The sequence below is a fragment of the Streptomyces sp. NPDC088817 genome, from assembly GCF_044750345.1.
Classification (GTDB): Bacteria; Actinomycetota; Actinomycetes; order Streptomycetales; family Streptomycetaceae; genus Streptomyces.
This window is the reverse complement of record NZ_JBIVJN010000004.1, coordinates 332,200-350,498: the sequence shown is the minus strand read 5'-3', so window position 1 is coordinate 350,498 and position 18,299 is coordinate 332,200. Positions and strand designations below refer to the sequence as shown.

The window sequence follows — 18,299 nt, the reverse complement described above, 5'->3', positions numbered from 1 at the left end:
GTCAGTAGGCGCCGTGGACGTTGTCGATGGAGCCGTACCGCTTGGCCGCGTAGTTGCAGGCGGCCGTGATGTTGGCGATCGGGTCGTAGATGTCCCAGGACGTCCCGTTCACGTGGTAGGCCCGGAAGGTCGGGTCGATGACCTGGAGCAGACCCTTGGAGGGTATGCCCTTCTTGGCGTTGGAGTCCCAGAGGTTGATGGCGCGCGGGTTGCCGGAGGACTCGCGGATGACGTTGCGGTGGATCCCGTTGTAGGAGCCCGGGATGCCCTTCTGTGCCATGACGGCCAGGGAGGCGCGGATCCAGCCGTCGAGGTTGTTCGGGTAGCCGAAGCTCGCGGCCGTGTGGACGGTGGCCGGGGTCGCCGCGGAGGCCGTCGTCGCGCCGAGCAGCGGCACGGCGAGGACGGCTGCGCCCGTGCCGGTGGCGGCGAGGGTGCGGACGAGGCGGGCGGTGCGGGAAGAGCGGCGCTGACCGTTTGCAGGCATGGGGGAATTCCTCTCCGTCGCCTGCGAGGTGAGCTGTCGGGTTCGGGCGGGGAGGTGCCCGGCCGCGCCGTGAAGGGCGCGGCTTCACCCCGAGCCGTTCCGGTGCGGCGTACGACGTAGGACGTACGAGCCCGGCCCGGCGGCTTACCTGGGTCCCCCGCTCCTGCCGTGGTTCATTCGGTCGTTGGGATTACGGGCGGCGGCAGGATTCGGCGTCCGCCCGATGGCCGGGAACGTATGCGAGAGCACATGTCCCGAACAAGTGGCGGAATCACACTCGCCCTATTTGACCTTGGTCGGGGGTGTATGTGGTACTTGATCCTTTGCGTCCGCCAAGGGTCAACTCCGTTGTCCGTAAAGGGAATGTGAAGGACTGCGAGAGGTGGTGCGAAGAGAGGGCATAGTGACCCAACTCACGGTTTGCGCACCCGAAGCGCAATTACCGCTAAAGAGAATTGAAACCCCAATAGGGGTGAATCGGACTTCGGGTGTGAGCGGGGATGGGCCATGTGGCGGACGCGTGACCGTGGTCACGTCGGGTGATGCGGCCTGGCCCGTATAGGTGGGCGATATCGGTGATCGAAACGTGACCGGATACGCTGACTTGAGTGAGGGCAGCGACCTATCGACAAACCGTGTAAATCCCACCAGACACCAGCAGACAGGAGACCCCTCGTGACCGTCGTCGGGCCATTCGGGCTGAGCGTGCGGGACCAGGCTCTCGAAGCCGATGTCCAGGCCGGATTGGCGGCTGTCGAGGAAGGGCTGCTCGAAGCCACCAAGAGCGAGGTCCCGTTCATCACGGGGGCCGCGCAGCACCTCGTCAGGGCGGGCGGGAAGCGGTTCCGGCCGCTGCTCGTGATGCTCGCGTCCCAGTTCGGTGACCCGTACGCGCCGGGGGTCGTGCCGTCGGCCGTGGTGGTGGAGCTGACCCATCTGGCCACGCTGTACCACGACGACGTGATGGACGAGGCCGCCGTGCGCCGCGGGGTGGCCAGCGCCAACACCCGCTGGGGCAACTCGGTCGCGGTCCTGACCGGCGACTTCCTGTTCGCCCGTGCCTCGCAGATCCTCGCCGACCTCGGCCCGGAGGCCGTCCGGGTACAGGCCCTGGCGTTCGAACGGCTGGTCACCGGTCAGATCCTGGAGACGGCGGGCCCGCAGGACGGCCGGGACCCGGTCGACCACTACCTGGACGTGCTGGGCGGCAAGACCGGATCGCTGGTGGCGGTGTCGTGCCGGTTCGGCGCGATGATGTCCGGCGCCGACGAGAACGTCGTGGACGTGCTGACCCAGTACGGCGAGCGGCTGGGCGTCGCCTTCCAGCTCGCGGACGACGTCCTGGACATCGCCTCCGACTCGCGCGAGTCGGGCAAGACCCCCGGCACCGATCTGCGCGAGGGCATCGCCACGCTGCCGGTGCTGCGGCTGCGCGAGCGGTCGGCCCGGCTGGGGCTGCCCGAGGACATCGCGCTGTGCGAGCTGCTGGACTCCGACCTGACCGACGACGCGCGGCTCGCGGAGGCGCTGACGGCGCTGCGCGCGCACCCGGCGCTGGAGCAGGCCCGCCGGGACGCCGTGCGCTACGCCAAGGAGGCGCGGGCCGCGCTGGCACCGCTGCGGAAGTGCGAGGCGAAGGCCGCGCTGCTGCAGATGTGCGACGCGGTGGTGCACCGGGCCGGCTGACGCCCGTCCGGTACCGCGACCTGCCCGGACATCCCGCCGGGCGGCCCCTTCCGAGCGGCGTTCTCCGGCCCACCCCTAGGGGGTGGGGGAGGCGTCGCCCTTGGTGTGTCATACCGCAGACGTACACGGAGTTGGCTCCGGGGTCTGACGCTTCCGCCCGGCCGATTTGGTCAGATGGACACCACGGAGCACACCACTCCTCACCGATCTGGGTGAGAATGGCGGCTGAGGGTGATACCCGAGTGCAGCAGGACAGCCGCCGCCGATGACGGAGGTAGGGCACACATGGCACCGAACGGATCCGAAGCCGACGACCTGCGCGCGGGGCGCCGCAAGGCCGCGCGCTACGTCGTCCCGGTCACGGTGGTGGGGGTGGCCGCGGCGACCATCGGGCTCGTCCCGGCACTCGCCGCGTCCGGCGACCCCGACCTGCCGAAGATCACCGCACAGCAACTCATAGAGAAAATCGCCAAGTCGGACGTCGAGCAGTTGTCCGGCACGGTCAAGATCAGCACCGATCTCGGTCTGCCGAACCTCGGCGGCCTGGAGAGCGGCCTGGCCTCCGGCGCCATGGGGGGCGGTGACGGTTCGTCGGCCGACCCGGCGTCAAAGCTGTCCGAGCTGGCGTCCGGTACGCACACCCTGCGCGTCGCCGCCGACGGCGAGGACCGGCAGAAGGTCTCCCTGATCGAGAGCGCCGCCGAGTACAGCCTCATCCACAACGGCAAGGACGTCTGGGGCTACGACAGCAAGTCGAACGAGGTCTTCCACGGCACGGCCGCCGACAGCGGCAAGAAGCACCGGGACGAGGTCCCCGCCACGCCCAAGGACTTCGCCGACGAGGCCCTGAAGTCGGTCGACGACACCACCTCGGTGAAGGTCGACGGCACCGCGCAGGTCGCCGGCCGCGACGCCTACCGGCTGGTCATCGAGCCGAAGCACGCCTCCGGCACCACGGTCGGCGCGATCAGCATCGCGGTGGACGCCAAGACCGGACTGCCGCTGAAGTTCACGCTCACCCCGGCCAGCGGCGGCGCCGCCGTGGTGGACGCCGGCTTCACCCGGATCGACTTCGCCAGGCCCGCCGCCTCGACCTTCGACTTCACCCCGCCCAAGGGCGCGAAGGTCACCGAGGAGAAGGACGCCGGAACCGACGGCGGGCGGAGCGCCGAGCGGAAGGCCGGCCCGGGCCGGCAGTTCCACGAGCGCGACGCGCGGGAGAAGGGCCTGGAGAAGAAGGGCCCGGAGATCATCGGCAAGGGCTGGAACTCCATCGCCGTGCTCGACACCGGCACCAAGGGCGGCATCCCGTCGTCCTCCGGCAAGGGCGAGCTGGGCGGATTCCTCGACTCGCTCGGCGACCAGGTCAGCGGCACGTTCGGCAAGGGCACGGTCTTCTCCACCCGCCTGGTCAACGCGCTGATCACGGACAACGGCAAGGTGTACGTCGGCGCGGTCACCAAGGACACGCTGGTGAAGGCGGCAAACGCCGGGAAGTGAGCACGCGCCGGACACGAGGGAACGAGGGAGCCGATGGACGAAGCGGATGTCGGCGTCATCCACACCCGCGGGCTCACCAAGCGCTACCGCGGCGGACAGCTCGCCGTCGACGGTCTCGACCTGACCGTCCCGGCGGGCAGCGTCTTCGGCTTCCTCGGCCCCAACGGCTCCGGCAAGACCACCACCATCCGCATGCTGATGGGGCTCATCGAGCCCACCTCCGGCACGGCGCGGGTACTGGGGCGCCCCATGCCCCGGTCCTCGCGCACCGTGCTCCCGCAGGTCGGCGCCCTCATCGAGGGCCCGGCCCTGTACGGCTTCCTCTCCGGCCGGGACAACCTGCTGCGCTACGACGCCGCCGACCCGACCGCCGACCCCCGCACCCGGCGCGCCCGGGTCACGACCGCCCTGGACCGGGTGGGCCTGACGGCCGCGGCGGGCAAGAAGGCCAAGGCCTACTCCCTCGGCATGAAACAGCGTCTGGGGCTCGCCGCCGCGCTGCTCCAGCCGCGCAGACTGCTCGTCCTGGACGAGCCGACCAACGGCCTCGACCCGCAGGGCATGCGCGAGATCCGCTCGCTGGTCCGGGAGTTGGCCTCCGACGGCACGACCGTCTTCCTCTCCTCCCATCTGCTCGACGAGATCGAGCAGGTGTGCACCCACGCGGCGGTCATGGCGCAGGGCCGGCTGATCATCCAGGGCGCCGTGGCGGAACTGTCCGCCGGAGCGCGCGGCCGGCTGGTGGTGACCACACCCGACACGGGGGAGGCGGCCCGGGTGCTGAAGGAACAGGGCGTCGCCGACATCACCGTGGGCGAGGACCGGGTGACCGGCGACCCGCCGGAGCGGGACCTCGCCGACGTGAACGCCGCGCTGGTGACGGCGGGCGTGCGCGTACGCGGCTTCGGCATCGAACGGGCCTCGCTGGAGGACGCGTTCGTCGCGCTCACGGGGGAGGGCTTCGATGTCGCGGGCTGAGGTCTCAGCGGAACGGGCCGCGGACACGGCCCTCCGCGCCCCGGGTCCGCTGTGGACCTTCGGGCTGCTGCGCAGCGAGCTGGTGACCACCTTCCGGCGCTGGCGCACACTCGCACTGCTCGGCGTGCTGGCCGGGGTGCCGGTCCTGGTCGGCGTGGCCGTCAGGATCGAGACGCGGGACGGTGCGCCCGTCGGCGGTGGCGGCGGGGGCGGCGAGGGCCCGGCGTTCATCGCGCAGGTCACCAACAACGGACTGTTCCTGGTCTTCACGGCGCTGGCCGCCACGCTGCCGTTCTTCCTGCCGATGGCCGTGGGCGTGATCGCGGGCGACGCCGTCGCCGGGGAGGCGAACGCGGGCACGCTGCGCTATCTGCTGGTCGCCCCCGCCGGCCGCACCCGCCTGCTGCTCGCCAAGTACGCCACGGCGATGGCCTTCTGCCTCGTCGCCACCCTGGTGGTCGCCGTCTCGGCGCTCCTCGTGGGCGCGCTGCTGTTCCCGCTCGGCGATCCGACGACCATCTCCGGCACGCGGATCAGCTTCGCCGACGGGCTGGTCCGGGCCCTGCTGATCGCCCTCGTCGTCGCCGCGTCCCTGATCGGGCTGGCCGCCCTCGGGCTGTTCGTGTCGACGCTGACCAGCAGCGGGATCGCGGCGATGGCCACGACCGTGGGCCTGCTGATCACCGTTCAGATCCTCGACCAGATACCCCAGCTGCACGCGATCCAGCCGTATCTCTTCCCGCACTACTGGCTGTCCTTCGCCGACCTCATGCGCGAGCCGGTCTACTGGGACGGCCTGGTGAAGAACCTGGAGTTGCAGGCCCTGTACGCGGCGGTGTTCGGCTCGGCGGCCTGGGCACGGTTCACGACGAAGGACATCACGGCGTAGTCGCCGCGCTCCTGGTCCCCGCCCGCGCGGTTCCGGCCCCGGTGAGCCGGGCCAGCGGCTCGCTCTCGCGCGGTGGCGCTCCGCCCAGGTCGCCCAGCCGCCAGGCCTCCACCCACGGGACGCGGTAGACGTCGATCACGGACTCGATCGGCTTCACCCGCTGGGCCAGCCGCCGCGGCAGCCGTCCCGGCGCGTCCGCGACGAGCACCACGGCGTCCAGGTCGAGTCCGGCGGGTGCCTCGCCCCTGCGGAAGACCTCCAGGGCTCGGACGACGGCGTCCAGCCCGGCCGCGTGGGTCCTGGCGACCAGCAGCACCGACTCCGGTTCCCCCGGCCCCGGCCAGGTGCGTCCGCAGTCGTGACCGCCGTAGACCGCCGCGAGTGTGGTCGTGCCCGCGCCGCCGTGGGTGGCCAGCCAGGAGAACCGGCGGGGCGTGACGGGCCGCTCGGGGCCGCCCTCCCACCCGCCGGGCTCGGCGGGGGCGTCGGCCACCGGTCCGCGAATCCAGATCTCCGGCCCCTGTCGCACGCCTGGCCGCATGCCCGTCCCTCTTCCGTGTCGTTCCGACGATCGTCGCCCGCGGAACGTTACCCGCGTCACAGGAGTGCGGTTCCTGGTGCGAGTCTGTGACGTCGTGGTGACGCGGGGAGGGCAGGCGGGCGGAGAGACTCGAATGTACGCGAACGACCGGATGGCACTCATCCGAGTGAGGGAACCGATGTCTCGACTGAGCCGCGGGAAGAAGCGGGAACACGAGCGCGCCGTGCGGCCGGCGGCTCCCGTGGCGACGCCGGTCGCCGTCCATGTGCCGGCGGACGGCGCCGGGGCCTCGGTCGGCGGCGTACCGGTCCGCCCGGCTCCCGGGGAGGAGGTCCAGCAGGCCGTACTGAACCACCTCCACCGCATCGCCCTCGCCTGCGGCCACGCCGTCCTCGCCACGGTCACCGACGAGCGCATCGGCTACGTCGTCCCCCTCCAGGTCCACCCCGACGGCTCCAGCACGTTCACGGCGGAGCCCCGGCACACGGCACCGCCGGCCGACACGCCCGGCGAGAGTGCGCCCACGGCGGTGCCCGAGGCACCGGCGGCGTCCACGTTCGTGCTGCGGGCCGCGCCGGAACCGGCGGGCGACACACCCTTCGGCACGGCCGCCGCCCCCACGGGCGTATTCGGCCCACCCCCACTGATGGCCACACCCCCGCCCAACGAAAACCCACAACCGACCCCGCCCCCACCGGCCGACGTGCCTCCGCCACCCGCCGTGCGGGCCCTTGCGCCCGCCGTCCCTGGTGCGGCCGCGCCCGACGGGCCCCCGGTGCCCGTCGACCGGGCCGTCGCCCCTGCCGCCTTCGGCGCCGCCGCGCCCGCCGACAGGGCTCCGGCGCCTGTGGGCCGGGCCGCTGCGTCAGCCGACGGGGCTTCGGCGTTCGCCGACGGGGCTCTTGCGTCTGCCGTCCCAGGTGCGGCTGCGCCAGACGGGCCCCCGGCGCCCGTCGACCGGGCCGTCGCCCCTGCCGCCTTCGGCGCCGCCGCGCCCGCCGACAGGGCTCCGGCGCCTGTGGGCCGGGCCGCTGCGTCAGCCGACGGGGCTCTTGCGTCTGCCGCCCCTGGTGCGGCTGCGCCAGACGGGCCCCCGGTGCCCGTCGACCGGGCCGTCGCCCCTGCCGCCTTCGGCGCTGCCGCGCCCGCCGACAGGGCTCCGGCGCCTGTGGGCCGGGCCGCTGCGTCAGCCGACGGGGCTTCGGCGTTCGCCGACGGGGCTCTTGCGTCTGCCGTCCCAGGTGCGGCCGCACCCGACGGGGCTTCGGCGCCTGCCGACCGGGCCGTCGCCCCTGCCGCCTTCGGCGCCGCTGCGCCTGCCGATGGGGCTTCGGCGCCTTTGGACCGGACCGCTGCGCCCGCCGCCGGGGCTGCGGCGCCTGTGGGCCGGGCCCTTGCGTCAGATGGCGGGGCTTCAGCGCCCGCTGACGGGGCCCCGGTGCCCGCCGACCAGGCCCTTGCTTCCGTCGCCTTCGGCGCGGCCGCGCCCGGGGACCCGGCCCCCGTGCCCGTCGACCAAGCCCTTACCCCCGCCGCCCCCGGGGCGCCCGCGCCTTCCCGTCGGCACCAGCACCAGCAGGCGGCCCCTGGCCCGGTTGAACCAGAACCTCACCCGGGTGAGCTCGGGCCCACCCCCACCCCCACCCCCGCGCGTGGGTTCGATGCTGTAGCTGAGGCGGTGCTTGGGGAGGATCCGAGGACCGCGGCCGGTGAGGTGGGTGTCGTGGTGCTCGCCGAACCTCTGGCTCGGGTCAACGAGGCCGTGAAGGAGGGCCGGATCGAGGAGGCGGCGGCGCTGGCCGAGCGCACCGTCGCGGAGGCGTCCCGTACGCTCGGCCCCGAGCACCCCGAGGTGCTGCGGCTGCGCGAACTCACCGCCTACATCGCCTACCTGGCGGGCGACCCGCTCCGTTCCTTCGGCATCTCCCTCGCCCTCGCCCGCATCCGTCACCACGCGGGGGACACGGAGGCGGCCTACGGCGACGTGCAGAGCGCCAGCGCCGCCTGGCGCGCGGTGCGCGACCCCGAGCAGGGCCTGCGGCTCGGCCGCGACCTGATCGACCTGTGGACCGAACTCACCGCCGAGGACGGCCCCGCCGCCGACGACATGGAACAACTGGAGTCCGCCCGCGCCCGCATGGGCCGCCTGACCGAACGGGCCCGCACCGCGCCCCCGCCGCCCACCTGCTGATCCGGCGCCCTACGCCACGCAGAAGACGTTGCCCTCCGGATCCTCCATGACCACCCACTCCCCTCCGGGCTCCCGGACATGCCGCAGCACGCGCGCGCCGAGCTCCGTCAGCCGCGCCACCTCGTCCGTGCGCCGGTCCTCGCCGGGGTGCAGGTCGAGGTGGAGCCGGTTCTTGCCGGCCTTGGTCTCCGGCACTCGCTGGAACAGCAGCCGCCTCCCCAGACCGGTGCCGCGTTCCTCGTCGTACGGGTCGTCCGGGTGCCGTACACCGATCAGGTCCCGGAAGGCCGGGCGGCCGTGGAACTCCACGGAGGCCCCGACCGGCAGCGCCCCGAGCTCCACCAGCCGCTCGACCAGCGCGCTGTTGTCCTCCACCTCGTAGTGCAGCGCGGCGGCCCAGAAGTCGGCCTGCGCGTGCGGGTCGGTGGCGTCGATGACGAGCTTCCAGTGCAGCGGGGCGGGCGCGCCGTCCGTGGGTGTCCGAGTCATGCGACCAGTTATATGCGTGGGCCCGTCCGGGCGCTGGAACTCACCGGGGTTGAGGGCGGGATGGAGCGCGATCGCGTATCCCGGCCGGCCCCCGCGGCAGCGGCTACGCCTCCACCGGATCGGCCGCCGTCGTCGCCGTCGCCGCCGGCGCGGTCCTGGCGGCGGCGAGCCGGGCCCTGTCCCGCGCCGCCCGCCGGGCCATGCGCAGGCCGTCCCAGGTCAGCATGGTCAGGGCCAGCCAGACCAGGGCGAAGCCGGCCCAGCGCTCGGCCGGCATGGACTCGTGGAAGTAGGCGACACCGATCAGGAACTGGAAGACCGGGGCCATGTACTGGAGCAGGCCGAGCGTGGACAGCGGCACCCGTATCGCCGCCGCGCCGAAGCAGACCAGCGGCAGCGCGGTGACGATGCCGGTGGAGGCGAGCAGGGCGGCGTGCCCGGCGCCCTCGGTGGCGAACGTCGAGGTGCCGTGGGCGCCCAGCCACAGCAGATAGGCCAGAGCGGGCAGGAACTGGACCGCCGTCTCGGCGGCCAGCGACTCGACGCCGCCGAGGTTGACCTTCTTCTTCACCAGCCCGTAGGTGGCGAAGGAGAAGGCGAGGCAGAGGGAGATCCACGGCGGGTGGCCGTAGCCGACGGTGAGCACGACGACGGCGGCGAGGCCGGTGCCGACCGCCGCCCACTGCACGGGCCGCAGCCGCTCCTTGAGGAGCAGCACGCCCATCGCGATGGTGACCAGCGGGTTGATGAAGTAGCCGAGGGAGGCCTCCACCACGTGCCCGCTGTTGACGGACCAGATGTAGACGCCCCAGTTGACGGTGATCACCGCGGCGGCGAGGACGACGAGGGCCAGCCTGCGCGGCTGGCGCAGCAGTTCGCCGGCCCAGGCCCAGCGGCGTACGACGAGCAGGGCGACGGCGACGAAGGCGAGGGACCACACCATGCGGTGGGCGAGGATCTCGATCGCCCCGGCGGGTTTGAGCAGCGGCCAGAAGATGGGGACGAGGCCCCACATCCCGTAGGCGGCGAAGCCGTTCAGCAGTCCTGTGCGCCGCTCGCCCCTCGGCTGCTCGCTCACTGGTTCCTCCTTCGCGCCGGCCGCGTACCGTGCGGCGGGCACCAAAGAAGGTAGCGCCACGCGCCCCCGCCTGTCATGTCCGTATTGCTAAACGGTCGTGACGGGCGGGTGACGGTTCCTCCTGTGTCGCTCAGTCCTCCAGCGCCGCGGCGATCGCCTCCGAGACCGGGCTGGTGGGGCGGCCGATCAGACGGGACAGGTCGCCGGAGGTGACCACCAGCTCGCCCTTCTCGATGGAGGCGTCCACGCCCGCCAGGATCGCGGCGATCGGCCCGGGCAGCCCCGCGCCGGCCAGGACGCCCGCGAACTCCTCGACGGTGACCGGGCGGGCCGTGATCGTCCGGCCGGTCTGCCGGCTCAGCTCGGCGGCGTACTCGGCGAGGCTCCACGCCTCGTCCCCGCCCAGCTCGTACGTCCGGTTCTCGTGGCCCTCCCCGGTCAGGACGGCGACGGCGGCGGCCGCGTACTCGGCGCGCGAGGCGGAGGAGATACGGCCCTCGCCGGCGGCGTGGACGACGGTGCCGTGCTCCAGGACGGGGGCGAGCTGCTCGGTGTAGTTCTCGTGGTACCAGCCGTTGCGCAGCAGCACATAGGGCAGACCGGAGGCCAGCAGCGCCTCCTCGGTGCCGCGGTGGTCGTCGGCGAGGGCGGCCTTCAGGGGGCCGGGGGCGCTGGTGTAGGCGAGCAGGGCAACACCGGCGGCCCGGGCCGCGTCGATGACGACCCGGTGCTGCCGGACCCGGCCCTTGTCGAACTCGTTGCCGGAGATCAGCAGGACCTTGTCGCCGGCCGAGAACAGGCCCTCGAAGGACTCGGGCGCGTTGTAGTCGGCGACCGCGATCCGCGCGCCGCGCTCGGCGAGGTCCGCGGCCTTCTCGGGGCTGCGTACGACGGCGACGACCTGGTCGGCCGGGACCTTCTCCAGCAGCTGTTCCACGACGTGGCGGCCGAGGTGTCCGGTGGCTCCGGTGACGACGATGCTCATGACGGAAGTCTCCTTGTGGGGGTGTCTGTGCCCCCACGCTAGGAGAAGCGCTAACTCTTTGAAAGTACCCACTTTGAAGTAAGGTACTGGTATGACGGTAAGTATGAGAGTGGGTACAGGACGGGCGGCGGGGGACGCCGTCGCCGACGCGGCGAGGTGTCCGTACCGGCTGGTCCTGGAGCACGTCACCAGCCGGTGGGGCGTCCTCGTGCTGATCGAGCTGCTGGAGCGGCCCCACCGCTTCAGCGAGCTGCGTCGCGCCGTCGGCCGGGTCAGCGAGGCGGGCGTCAGCGAGAAGATGCTCACCCAGACGCTGAAGACCCTGGAGCGCGACGGGCTGGTCCACCGTGACGCCAAGCCGGTGATCCCGCCCCGGGTCGACTACTCCCTCACCGGCCTCGGCCGGGAGGCCGCCGAACAGGTAAAGACGCTGGCGCTGTGGACCCAGGAGCGCATGGCGGACGTCGAGCGGGCCCGGCGGACGTACGACGAGGTTCGGCAGGCACAGGATGAGGCCCGGCAGGCACAGGACGGGGCCGGGCGGGCATGAGACGAGGCCCGGGTCGCGCGGACCCGGGCCTCGTGAGCCGGAGCATTCGGAGCAGCCGTAGCGGCCCGAGCGGGTGGCTCAGCCGACGACCGTCCAGGTGTCCCCGCCGGCCAGCAGCGCGGCCAGGTCGCCCTTGCCCCGCTCCTCGATCGCCGCGTCGAGCTGGTCGGCCATCGCGGTGTCGTAGACCGGGCGGTCCACGGACCGGAAGACACCGATCGGGGTGTGGTGGAGGGTGTCGGGGTCGGCCAGCCGGGACAGCGCGAACGCCGTGGTCGGGGAGGCCGCGTGCGCGTCGTGGACGAGGATCTCGGACTCGTTGGCCGGGGTGACGTCCACGACGGACAGGTCGCCGGTGCGCGCGTCCCGGACCACACCGCGCTCGTTGTCCGCCCCGAAGCGGATCGGCTGCCCGTGCTCCAGGCGGATCAGCGCCTCCTGGGCCTGCTGGCGGTCCTTGAGGGCGTCGAACGCGCCGTCGTTGAAGATGTTGCAGTTCTGGTAGATCTCGATCAGCGCGGTGCCCGGATGGGCGGCGGCCTGGCGCAGCACCTCGGTGAGGTGCTTGCGGTCGGAGTCGATGGTGCGGGCGACGAAGGACGCCTCGGCGCCGATGGCGAGGGACACCGGGTTGAAGGGGGCGTCGAGGGAGCCCATCGGCGTCGACTTGGTGATCTTGCCGATCTCCGAGGTGGGGCTGTACTGGCCCTTGGTCAGACCGTAGATCCGGTTGTTGAACAGGAGGATCTTGAGGTTGACGTTGCGGCGCAGGGCGTGGATGAGGTGGTTGCCGCCGATGGACAGCGCGTCGCCGTCACCGGTGACGACCCACACCGACAGGTCGCGGCGCGAGGTGGCCAGGCCGGTGGCGATGGCGGGGGCGCGGCCGTGGATGGAGTGCATCCCGTAGGTGTTCATGTAGTACGGGAAGCGGGAGGAGCAGCCGATGCCGGAGACGAAGACGATGTTCTCCCTGGCCAGCCCCAGTTCCGGCATGAAGCCCTGGACGGCCGCGAGGATCGCGTAGTCGCCGCAGCCGGGGCACCAGCGCACTTCCTGGTCGGACTTGAACTCCTTCATGGACTGCCGGGCCTGGGCCTTCGGCACCAGGGAGAGCGCCTCGGCCGTGGCCGTGCCTTCCGTGGACGTCTCAGCCATCGATGGCCTCCTTGAGAGCCGTGGCGAGCTGTTCCGCCTTGAACGGCATGCCGTTGACCTGGTTGTACGAGTGCGCGTCCACCAGGTACTTCGCCCGGACCAGGGTGGCGAGCTGACCGAGGTTCATCTCGGGGATCACCACCTTGTCGTAACCCCTCAGGACCGTGCCGAGGTTCTTCGGGAAGGGGTTGAGATGGCGCAGGTGGGCCTGCGCGATGGACTCCCCGGCCGCGCGCAGCCTGCGCACCGCCGCCGTGATGGGCCCGTAGGTGGAGCCCCAGCCCAGGACGAGGGTGCGCGCGCCGTCCGGGTCGTCGACCTCGATGTCGGGGACCTCGATACCGTCGATCTTGGCCTGCCGGGTGCGGACCATGAAGTCGTGGTTGGCGGGGTCGTAGGAGATGTTGCCCGTGCCGTCCTGCTTCTCGATGCCGCCGATGCGGTGCTCCAGGCCCGGCGTGCCCGGGACCGCCCACGGGCGGGCCAGGGTCTTGGCGTCGCGCTTGTAGGGCCAGAACATCTCGGTGCCGTCGGCCGTGGTGTGGTTGGGGCCCTGCGCGAACTGCACGCGCAGGTCGGGCAGTTCGTCCGCCTCGGGGATGCGCCAGGGTTCGGAGCCGTTGGCGAGGTAGCCGTCGGAGAGCAGGAAGACCGGGGTGCGGTAGGTCAGCGCGATCCGGGCCGCCTCCAGGGCCGCGTCGAAGCAGTCCGCCGGGGTGCACGGGGCGACGACCGGGACCGGTGCCTCGCCGTTGCGGCCGTACATCGCCTGCAGCAGGTCCGCCTGCTCGGTCTTGGTGGGCAGGCCGGTGGACGGCCCGCCGCGCTGGATGTCCACCACCACCAGCGGCAGCTCCAGCGACACCGCCAGACCGATCGTCTCGCTCTTGAGCGCCACGCCGGGGCCGGAGGTGGTGGTCACCGCGAGGGACCCGCCGAAGGCGGCCCCGAGGGCGGCGCCGATGCCGGCGATCTCGTCCTCGGCCTGGAAGGTCCGCACACCGAAGTTCTTGTGCTTGGACAGCTCGTGCAGGATGTCCGAGGCCGGGGTGATCGGGTAGGAGCCCAGGTACAGCGGCAGGTCCGACTGGCGGGACGCCGCCACCAGGCCGTACGCCAGGGCCAGGTTCCCGGAGATGTTGCGGTACGTGCCGACGGGGAAGGCCTTGGCGGCCGGGGCGACCTCGTAGGAGACCGCGAAGTCCTCCGTCGTCTCACCGAAGTTCCAGCCCGCGCGGAACGCGGCGATGTTCGCCGCCGCGATGTCCGGCTTCCGGGCGAACTTCGTCCGCAGGAACTTCTCCGTGCCCTCCGTGGGCCGGTGGTACATCCAGCTCAGCAGGCCCAGCGCGAACATGTTCTTGCTGCGCTCGGCCTCCTTGCGGGAGAGGTCGAACTCCTTGAGGGCCTCGACCGTCAGCGTGGTCAGCGGCACCGGGTGCAGGTGGTAGCCGTCCAGCGAGCCGTCCTCCAGCGGAGAGGCGTCGTAGCCGACCTTCTGCATCGCGCGCTTGGTGAACTCGTCGGTGTTGACGATGATCTCCGCGCCGCGCGGCAGGTCGCCCACGTTGGCCTTCAGCGCGGCCGGGTTCATCGCCACCAGCACGTTCGGCGCGTCCCCGGGGGTCAGGATGTCGTGGTCGGCGAAGTGCAACTGGAAGGAGGACACACCCGGCAGGGTTCCTGCGGGGGCCCGGATCTCGGCCGGGAAGTTCGGCAGCGTCGACAGATCGTTCCCGAACGTCGCCGTCTCCGAGGTGAAGCGGTCACCGGTGAGCTGCATACCGTCACCCGAGTCACCGGCGAACCGGATGATCACCCGGTCCAGGCGGCGGACGTCCTTCGTCCCGGTCGCCCTGCGCTGCTCCCCTACGACGGCACCATCGGCCTGCTCCGCTGGACTGCTGACCTGGCTGGTCACTGAACTGGACCTCCTTCGAGGCTGCTGTGTGGGAGCGGCCTTCCCGAAGACCTTCCCGGCTTCAACCCTACGACCGCGAGGGTCGCCTTCCTGGCATCGTTCGCATGCTGGACGTGCCGATGAGACGGCTCGCAGACTCCGAGACAGTCTCGGACGATCACGAGTTCAGATAGGTGAGCACGGCCAGAACACGCCGGTGATCCCCATCACTTTGGGACAGTCCGAGCTTGAGAAAGATGTTGCTGACGTGCTTCTCGACCGCGCCGTCGCTCACCACGAGCTGCCGGGCGATCGCCGAGTTCGTCCGCCCCTCGGCCATCAGCCCCAGCACCTCCCGCTCCCGCGGGGTGAGCCCGGCCAGCACGTCCTGCTTGCGGCTGCGGCCGAGCAACTGGGCGACGACCTCCGGGTCCAGGGCCGTACCGCCCTCGGCCACCCGGACCACCGCGTCCACGAACTCGCGCACCTCGGCCACACGGTCCTTGAGCAGATAGCCGACCCCGCGGCTCGAGCCCGCCAGCAACTCGGTGGCGTACCGCTCCTCCACGTACTGCGAGAGCACGAGCACGCCCAGCGCGGGATGCGCCTTGCGCAGCTGCACCGCGGCCCGTACCCCCTCGTCGGTGTGCGTCGGCGGCATCCGCACGTCCGCCACGACGACGTCCGGCAGCGCCTGCTGGTCGTGCAGCTCCGTGATGGTCCTGATCAGCGCCTGGGCATCCCCGACACCCGCCACGACCTCGTGTCCGCGGTCGGTCAGCAACCGGGTCAGGCCCTCCCTGAGCAGCACTGAATCCTCGGCGATGACCACCCGCACCCTGTCCTCCACGATCCTCGGCCCCCCACAGCCTCGCCCCACGGCCTTCCGTGCGACACGGTCCAGCATTCCAGTATTCGGACCGTGCCGCGCCCGGGCCAGGGGAAGTGTAGGGAGGCGACCAAATGTTTCGGCCTGCCGCCGCGACCGGTACGGCCGCGGCGGCAGGCCGTCATCGGCGTGTCATCAGCGGACTCCGGGTGCGGCGGCTCGATGGCGCACTCCGGGGCGGCCGCGGACTGCGGGCCGGGCTCAGCGCCGCCAGGGCAGCTCCGCCGTCACCCGGGTGGGCCCCCCGGCCGGCGAGTCCACGACCAGGATCCCGTCCACCGCGTCCAGCCGCTCGGCCAGTCCGGCCAGGCCCGACCCCTTGGACACGTCCGCGCTGCCGACCCCGTCGTCCTCGACCTGGAGCATCAGCCGGTCCTCCGTCCGCCAGACGTCCACCGAGGCGGACCGTGCCCCGCTGTGCTTGCTGACGTTCTGGAGCAGCTCGGAGACTGTGAAGTACGCGATCCCCTCGATGGCCGCCGCCGGACGCTCGTCCAGATCGACCTCCACCCGCACCGGAACCGTGCAGCGGGAGGCCACCGCCGACAGCGCCGCGTCCAGTCCCCGGTCCGTCAGCACGGCCGGATGGATGCCCCGCGCCAGGTCCCGCAGCTCCTGCAGCGCGGTCTTCACCTCGCCGTGCGCCTCGTTCACCATCCGCGCCGCCGCCTGCGGATCCTCCGTCAGCTTCTCCTTGGCGAGACCCAGGTCCATCGCCAGCGCCACCAGCCGGGCCTGCGCCCCGTCGTGCAGGTCCCGCTCGATGCGCCGCAGATCCGCGGCGGCCGTGTCGACCACGACCCCCCGGTCCGACTCCAGCTCCACCACGCGCGCCGACAGCCGCGACGGCCCCAGCAGCCCGTACACCAGCACCCGGTCCACCATCGTCAGCGCCCGCACGATCCACGGCGTGGCCAGTGTGAACAGCAGCCCCACCAGCGCGGTCACCGTGATCTCGAACGGATTGTCCAGATAGACGCCGTGCCGGCCGTCGCCGTAGAGCTGGAGCCCGCCCTGCCCGGCCCACATCGGGAACACCCAGAACCACAGCGGATACGTCAGCAGGCTCCAGCCCAGCGTCCAGAAGACCAGCGACACCGTGAAGGAGAACACCGCCCACGGGAAGTGCAGGATCGCGTAGAGCAGGGCCCGCCAGGAGGCGCCGCTCTTCAGCAGGGCCCCCGTCCAGGCCAGGACGCCCGGCTTCGCCGCCCGCAGCGGCTGCGGCTCGGCCACCTCCAGGCCGAGCAGCCGGCGCGCCCGCGCCCGCTCCAGCACACCGAACAGGCGGCAGCCGGCGAGCGCCGCCGCGAGCACCGGGACACCCAGGAACGTCACCAGCAGGCCCGCGCCCAGCGACACCATCGTCACCGCGTAGGTGAACAGCATGATGCCGATCGGCAGGTTCAGCAGCACGTACCCGAACTCGCGCCGGCTGCGCCCCTCGAACGGTGCCCGCAGCCCGGCCGGCAGCAGGTGCCGTTCCCGGCGGGTGTCACCGTCGTGGAACCCGCCCGTGCTGTAGGGCCCGTACCCCGGTGCGTGCTGCGATCGGTACTGGGTGGCCATCGGCGTCGTCCCGTCCCCTCGTTCCGTGTCTCCGGCGGCTGTCCCGCCGTACTCCCAGGGTGCTCGGCCCCGCCCGGCGGGACCATGGAGCACGTCGGCGTCCTGGGCGGGGGGTTTTCCCTACCTCCGGCCGGGGGCGCTCCTGCCGGAGGCGGCCACGCCGGACCCGGCCGGACCCGCCCCCTCCGTGCGGTCCCGCCACGGCAGCTCCGCCGTGACCGTCGTCGGACCGCCGGCCGGCGACTCCACGACGAACAGGCCGTCCACCGCGTCCAGCCGCTCGGCCAGACCGCGCATGCCCGTCCCGCCGTCCAGCCGGGCGCCGCCGCGGCCGTCGTCCCCGACCTGGATCAGCAGCCGGCCGTCGGTCCGCCAGACATCGACGGAGGCGGACCGTGCCCCGCTGTGCTTGCTGACGTTCTGGAGCAGCTCGGAGACCGTGAAGTAGGCGATGCCCTCGATGGCCGCGGCCGGCCGCGCCTCCAGGTCGACCGTCACCTGCACCGGAACCGTGCAGCGGGAGGCCACCGCAGAGAGGGCCGCGTCCAGGCCCCGGTCGGTCAGCACCGCGGGATGGATGCCCCGCGCCAGGTCCCGCAGCTCCTGGAGCGCGAGCTTCACCTCGCCGTGCGCCTCCTCGACCATCGCGGCGACATGCTCGTCCGACTGCCCTTCGAGCAGCTTCTCCTTCGCCAGACCCAGCCCCATGGCCAGATTGACCAGCCGGGCCTGCGCCCCGTCGTGGAGGTCCCGCTCGATGCGCCGCAGGTCCGCGGCGGCCGTGTCCACCACGATCCCGCGGTCCGACTCCAGCTCGGCGATCCGCCGCTCCAGCTCGTCGGACGGCGACAGCAGGCCGCGCACCATCGCCCGGTCCACGTTCGCCAGGCCCCGCGCGAGGAAGGGCAGCACCGGCCAGAGCACGAAGAGCGAGGTCAGCGTCACCACGAAGGTGAGCACCCCCCACGGCATCCGTATGAAGTGGTACAGCGACGAACGCCAGCCCACCGGGTCCTTCAGCGCTGTCCAGATCCGCCCGACCAGTCCCTTCGAGCCGTGCTGCGACAGCGGGCTCGGCTCGTCGATCCGCACCCCGAGCAGCGCCCGCGCCCGCGCCCGCTCCAGCCGGCCCAGCAGCCGCGAGCCCATCAGCCCGAGGGCCAGCATCGGGAAGCCGATCACGTTGAGCGTCAGCGCGCTGCCGGTCGTCAGCACCGTCACCACATAGACGAAGCCGCACAGCGACACTGGCAGATTCACCAGCAGATGCGTGATCTCCTTCCAGGTGGGCAGGTCGTAGGCGAAACGGGCCGACGGCAGCCGGTCCTCGGCGCCGTCTGCCGCGGGATCGGCGGCGGGAATGCGAGCGGTCATAGGGGTCAGCGTGCCGTGCGGCGGCCGACGGCGCC

The 18,299-nt window shown here is 72.1% G+C and carries 16 protein-coding genes and 1 riboswitch; of the genes, 6 read left to right on the top strand and 10 right to left on the bottom strand.

What is annotated here, in order from left to right:
* Position 1: 1 nt before the first annotated feature.
* Positions 2-487, bottom strand: a complete 486-nt coding sequence (locus tag ACIP4X_RS10165; protein WP_401347686.1) for a transglycosylase SLT domain-containing protein — start codon at positions 485-487, stop codon at positions 2-4.
* Positions 488-492: 5 nt separating this feature from the next.
* A riboswitch (cyclic di-AMP (ydaO/yuaA leader) is annotated at positions 493-680 on the bottom strand.
* A 482-nt stretch (positions 681-1,162) separates the two neighbouring features.
* On the opposite strand from ACIP4X_RS10165, the gene ACIP4X_RS10160 reads away from it, so the two are divergent.
* From ACIP4X_RS10160 to ACIP4X_RS10145, 4 genes are all read left to right on the top strand, one after another.
* Positions 1,163-2,173, top strand: coding sequence for a polyprenyl synthetase family protein (locus ACIP4X_RS10160; protein WP_358737467.1), 1,011 nt, complete (start codon positions 1,163-1,165; stop codon positions 2,171-2,173).
* A gap of 285 nt (positions 2,174-2,458) precedes the next feature.
* The gene (locus tag ACIP4X_RS10155) at positions 2,459-3,673 is read left to right on the top strand and encodes a DUF2092 domain-containing protein (protein ID WP_358736418.1); all 1,215 of its coding nucleotides are present in this window, start codon (positions 2,459-2,461) and stop codon (positions 3,671-3,673) included.
* A gap of 33 nt (positions 3,674-3,706) precedes the next feature.
* Complete coding sequence (locus ACIP4X_RS10150) at positions 3,707-4,651, top strand: ABC transporter ATP-binding protein (RefSeq protein ID WP_358736416.1); 945 nt, start codon at positions 3,707-3,709, stop codon at positions 4,649-4,651.
* Positions 4,638-5,540 carry an ABC transporter permease gene (locus tag ACIP4X_RS10145; protein WP_358736414.1) on the top strand — a complete coding sequence of 301 codons (903 nt, stop codon included), beginning with the start codon at positions 4,638-4,640 and terminating at the stop codon, positions 5,538-5,540. The genes ACIP4X_RS10150 and ACIP4X_RS10145 overlap by 14 nt, the downstream gene beginning before the upstream one ends.
* Here ACIP4X_RS10145 and ACIP4X_RS10140 read toward each other — a convergent pair.
* Positions 5,530-6,081, bottom strand: a complete 552-nt coding sequence (locus ACIP4X_RS10140; protein ID WP_358736412.1) for a DUF6668 family protein — start codon at positions 6,079-6,081, stop codon at positions 5,530-5,532. The genes ACIP4X_RS10145 and ACIP4X_RS10140 overlap by 11 nt on opposite strands.
* 1,723 nt (positions 6,082-7,804) lie before the next feature.
* Here ACIP4X_RS10140 and ACIP4X_RS10135 point away from each other — a divergent pair.
* Entirely contained in the window at positions 7,805-8,272 is a 468-nt protein-coding gene (locus tag ACIP4X_RS10135; protein WP_401347682.1) for a hypothetical protein, read from the top strand.
* Positions 8,273-8,281: 9 nt separating this feature from the next.
* Here the strand turns inward: ACIP4X_RS10135 and ACIP4X_RS10130 are convergent, their stop codons facing one another.
* From ACIP4X_RS10130 to ACIP4X_RS10120, 3 genes are all read right to left on the bottom strand, one after another.
* Entirely contained in the window at positions 8,282-8,761 is a 480-nt protein-coding gene (locus ACIP4X_RS10130; RefSeq protein WP_391455951.1) for a VOC family protein, read from the bottom strand.
* A 103-nt stretch (positions 8,762-8,864) separates the two neighbouring features.
* Positions 8,865-9,776 carry an EamA family transporter RarD gene (gene rarD, locus ACIP4X_RS10125; protein WP_391456260.1) on the bottom strand — a complete coding sequence of 304 codons (912 nt, stop codon included), beginning with the start codon at positions 9,774-9,776 and terminating at the stop codon, positions 8,865-8,867.
* Between the two features lie 193 nt (positions 9,777-9,969).
* Entirely contained in the window at positions 9,970-10,824 is an 855-nt protein-coding gene (locus tag ACIP4X_RS10120; protein ID WP_391455954.1) for an NAD(P)H-binding protein, read from the bottom strand.
* Between the two features lie 103 nt (positions 10,825-10,927).
* On the opposite strand from ACIP4X_RS10120, the gene ACIP4X_RS10115 reads away from it, so the two are divergent.
* On the top strand, positions 10,928-11,374 hold the full coding sequence (locus ACIP4X_RS10115) for a winged helix-turn-helix transcriptional regulator (protein ID WP_391455956.1): 447 nt from the start codon (positions 10,928-10,930) through the stop codon (positions 11,372-11,374).
* 78 nt (positions 11,375-11,452) lie between these two features.
* On the opposite strand, the gene ACIP4X_RS10110 is transcribed toward ACIP4X_RS10115, so the two are convergent.
* The 5 genes from ACIP4X_RS10110 to ACIP4X_RS10090 all read right to left on the bottom strand — a co-directional run bounded on the left by ACIP4X_RS10110 (position 11,453) and on the right by ACIP4X_RS10090 (position 18,264).
* Positions 11,453-12,532 carry a 2-oxoacid:ferredoxin oxidoreductase subunit beta gene (locus ACIP4X_RS10110; RefSeq protein WP_358736405.1) on the bottom strand — a complete coding sequence of 360 codons (1,080 nt, stop codon included), beginning with the start codon at positions 12,530-12,532 and terminating at the stop codon, positions 11,453-11,455.
* Complete coding sequence (locus ACIP4X_RS10105; RefSeq protein WP_391455959.1) at positions 12,525-14,453, bottom strand: 2-oxoacid:acceptor oxidoreductase subunit alpha; 1,929 nt, start codon at positions 14,451-14,453, stop codon at positions 12,525-12,527. Before ACIP4X_RS10105 ends, ACIP4X_RS10110 begins: the two co-directional genes overlap by 8 nt.
* Positions 14,454-14,610: 157 nt before the next feature.
* Positions 14,611-15,270, bottom strand: a complete 660-nt coding sequence (locus tag ACIP4X_RS10100; RefSeq protein ID WP_358736425.1) for a response regulator transcription factor — start codon at positions 15,268-15,270, stop codon at positions 14,611-14,613.
* Between the two features lie 252 nt (positions 15,271-15,522).
* Positions 15,523-16,890 (bottom strand): sensor domain-containing protein, encoded by a 1,368-nt coding sequence (locus ACIP4X_RS10095; protein WP_358736402.1) that lies wholly within the window; start codon positions 16,888-16,890, stop codon positions 15,523-15,525.
* Between the two features lie 120 nt (positions 16,891-17,010).
* Positions 17,011-18,264, bottom strand: coding sequence for a sensor domain-containing protein (locus ACIP4X_RS10090; protein ID WP_358736401.1), 1,254 nt, complete (start codon positions 18,262-18,264; stop codon positions 17,011-17,013).
* Between the last annotated feature and the right edge of the window lie 35 nt (positions 18,265-18,299).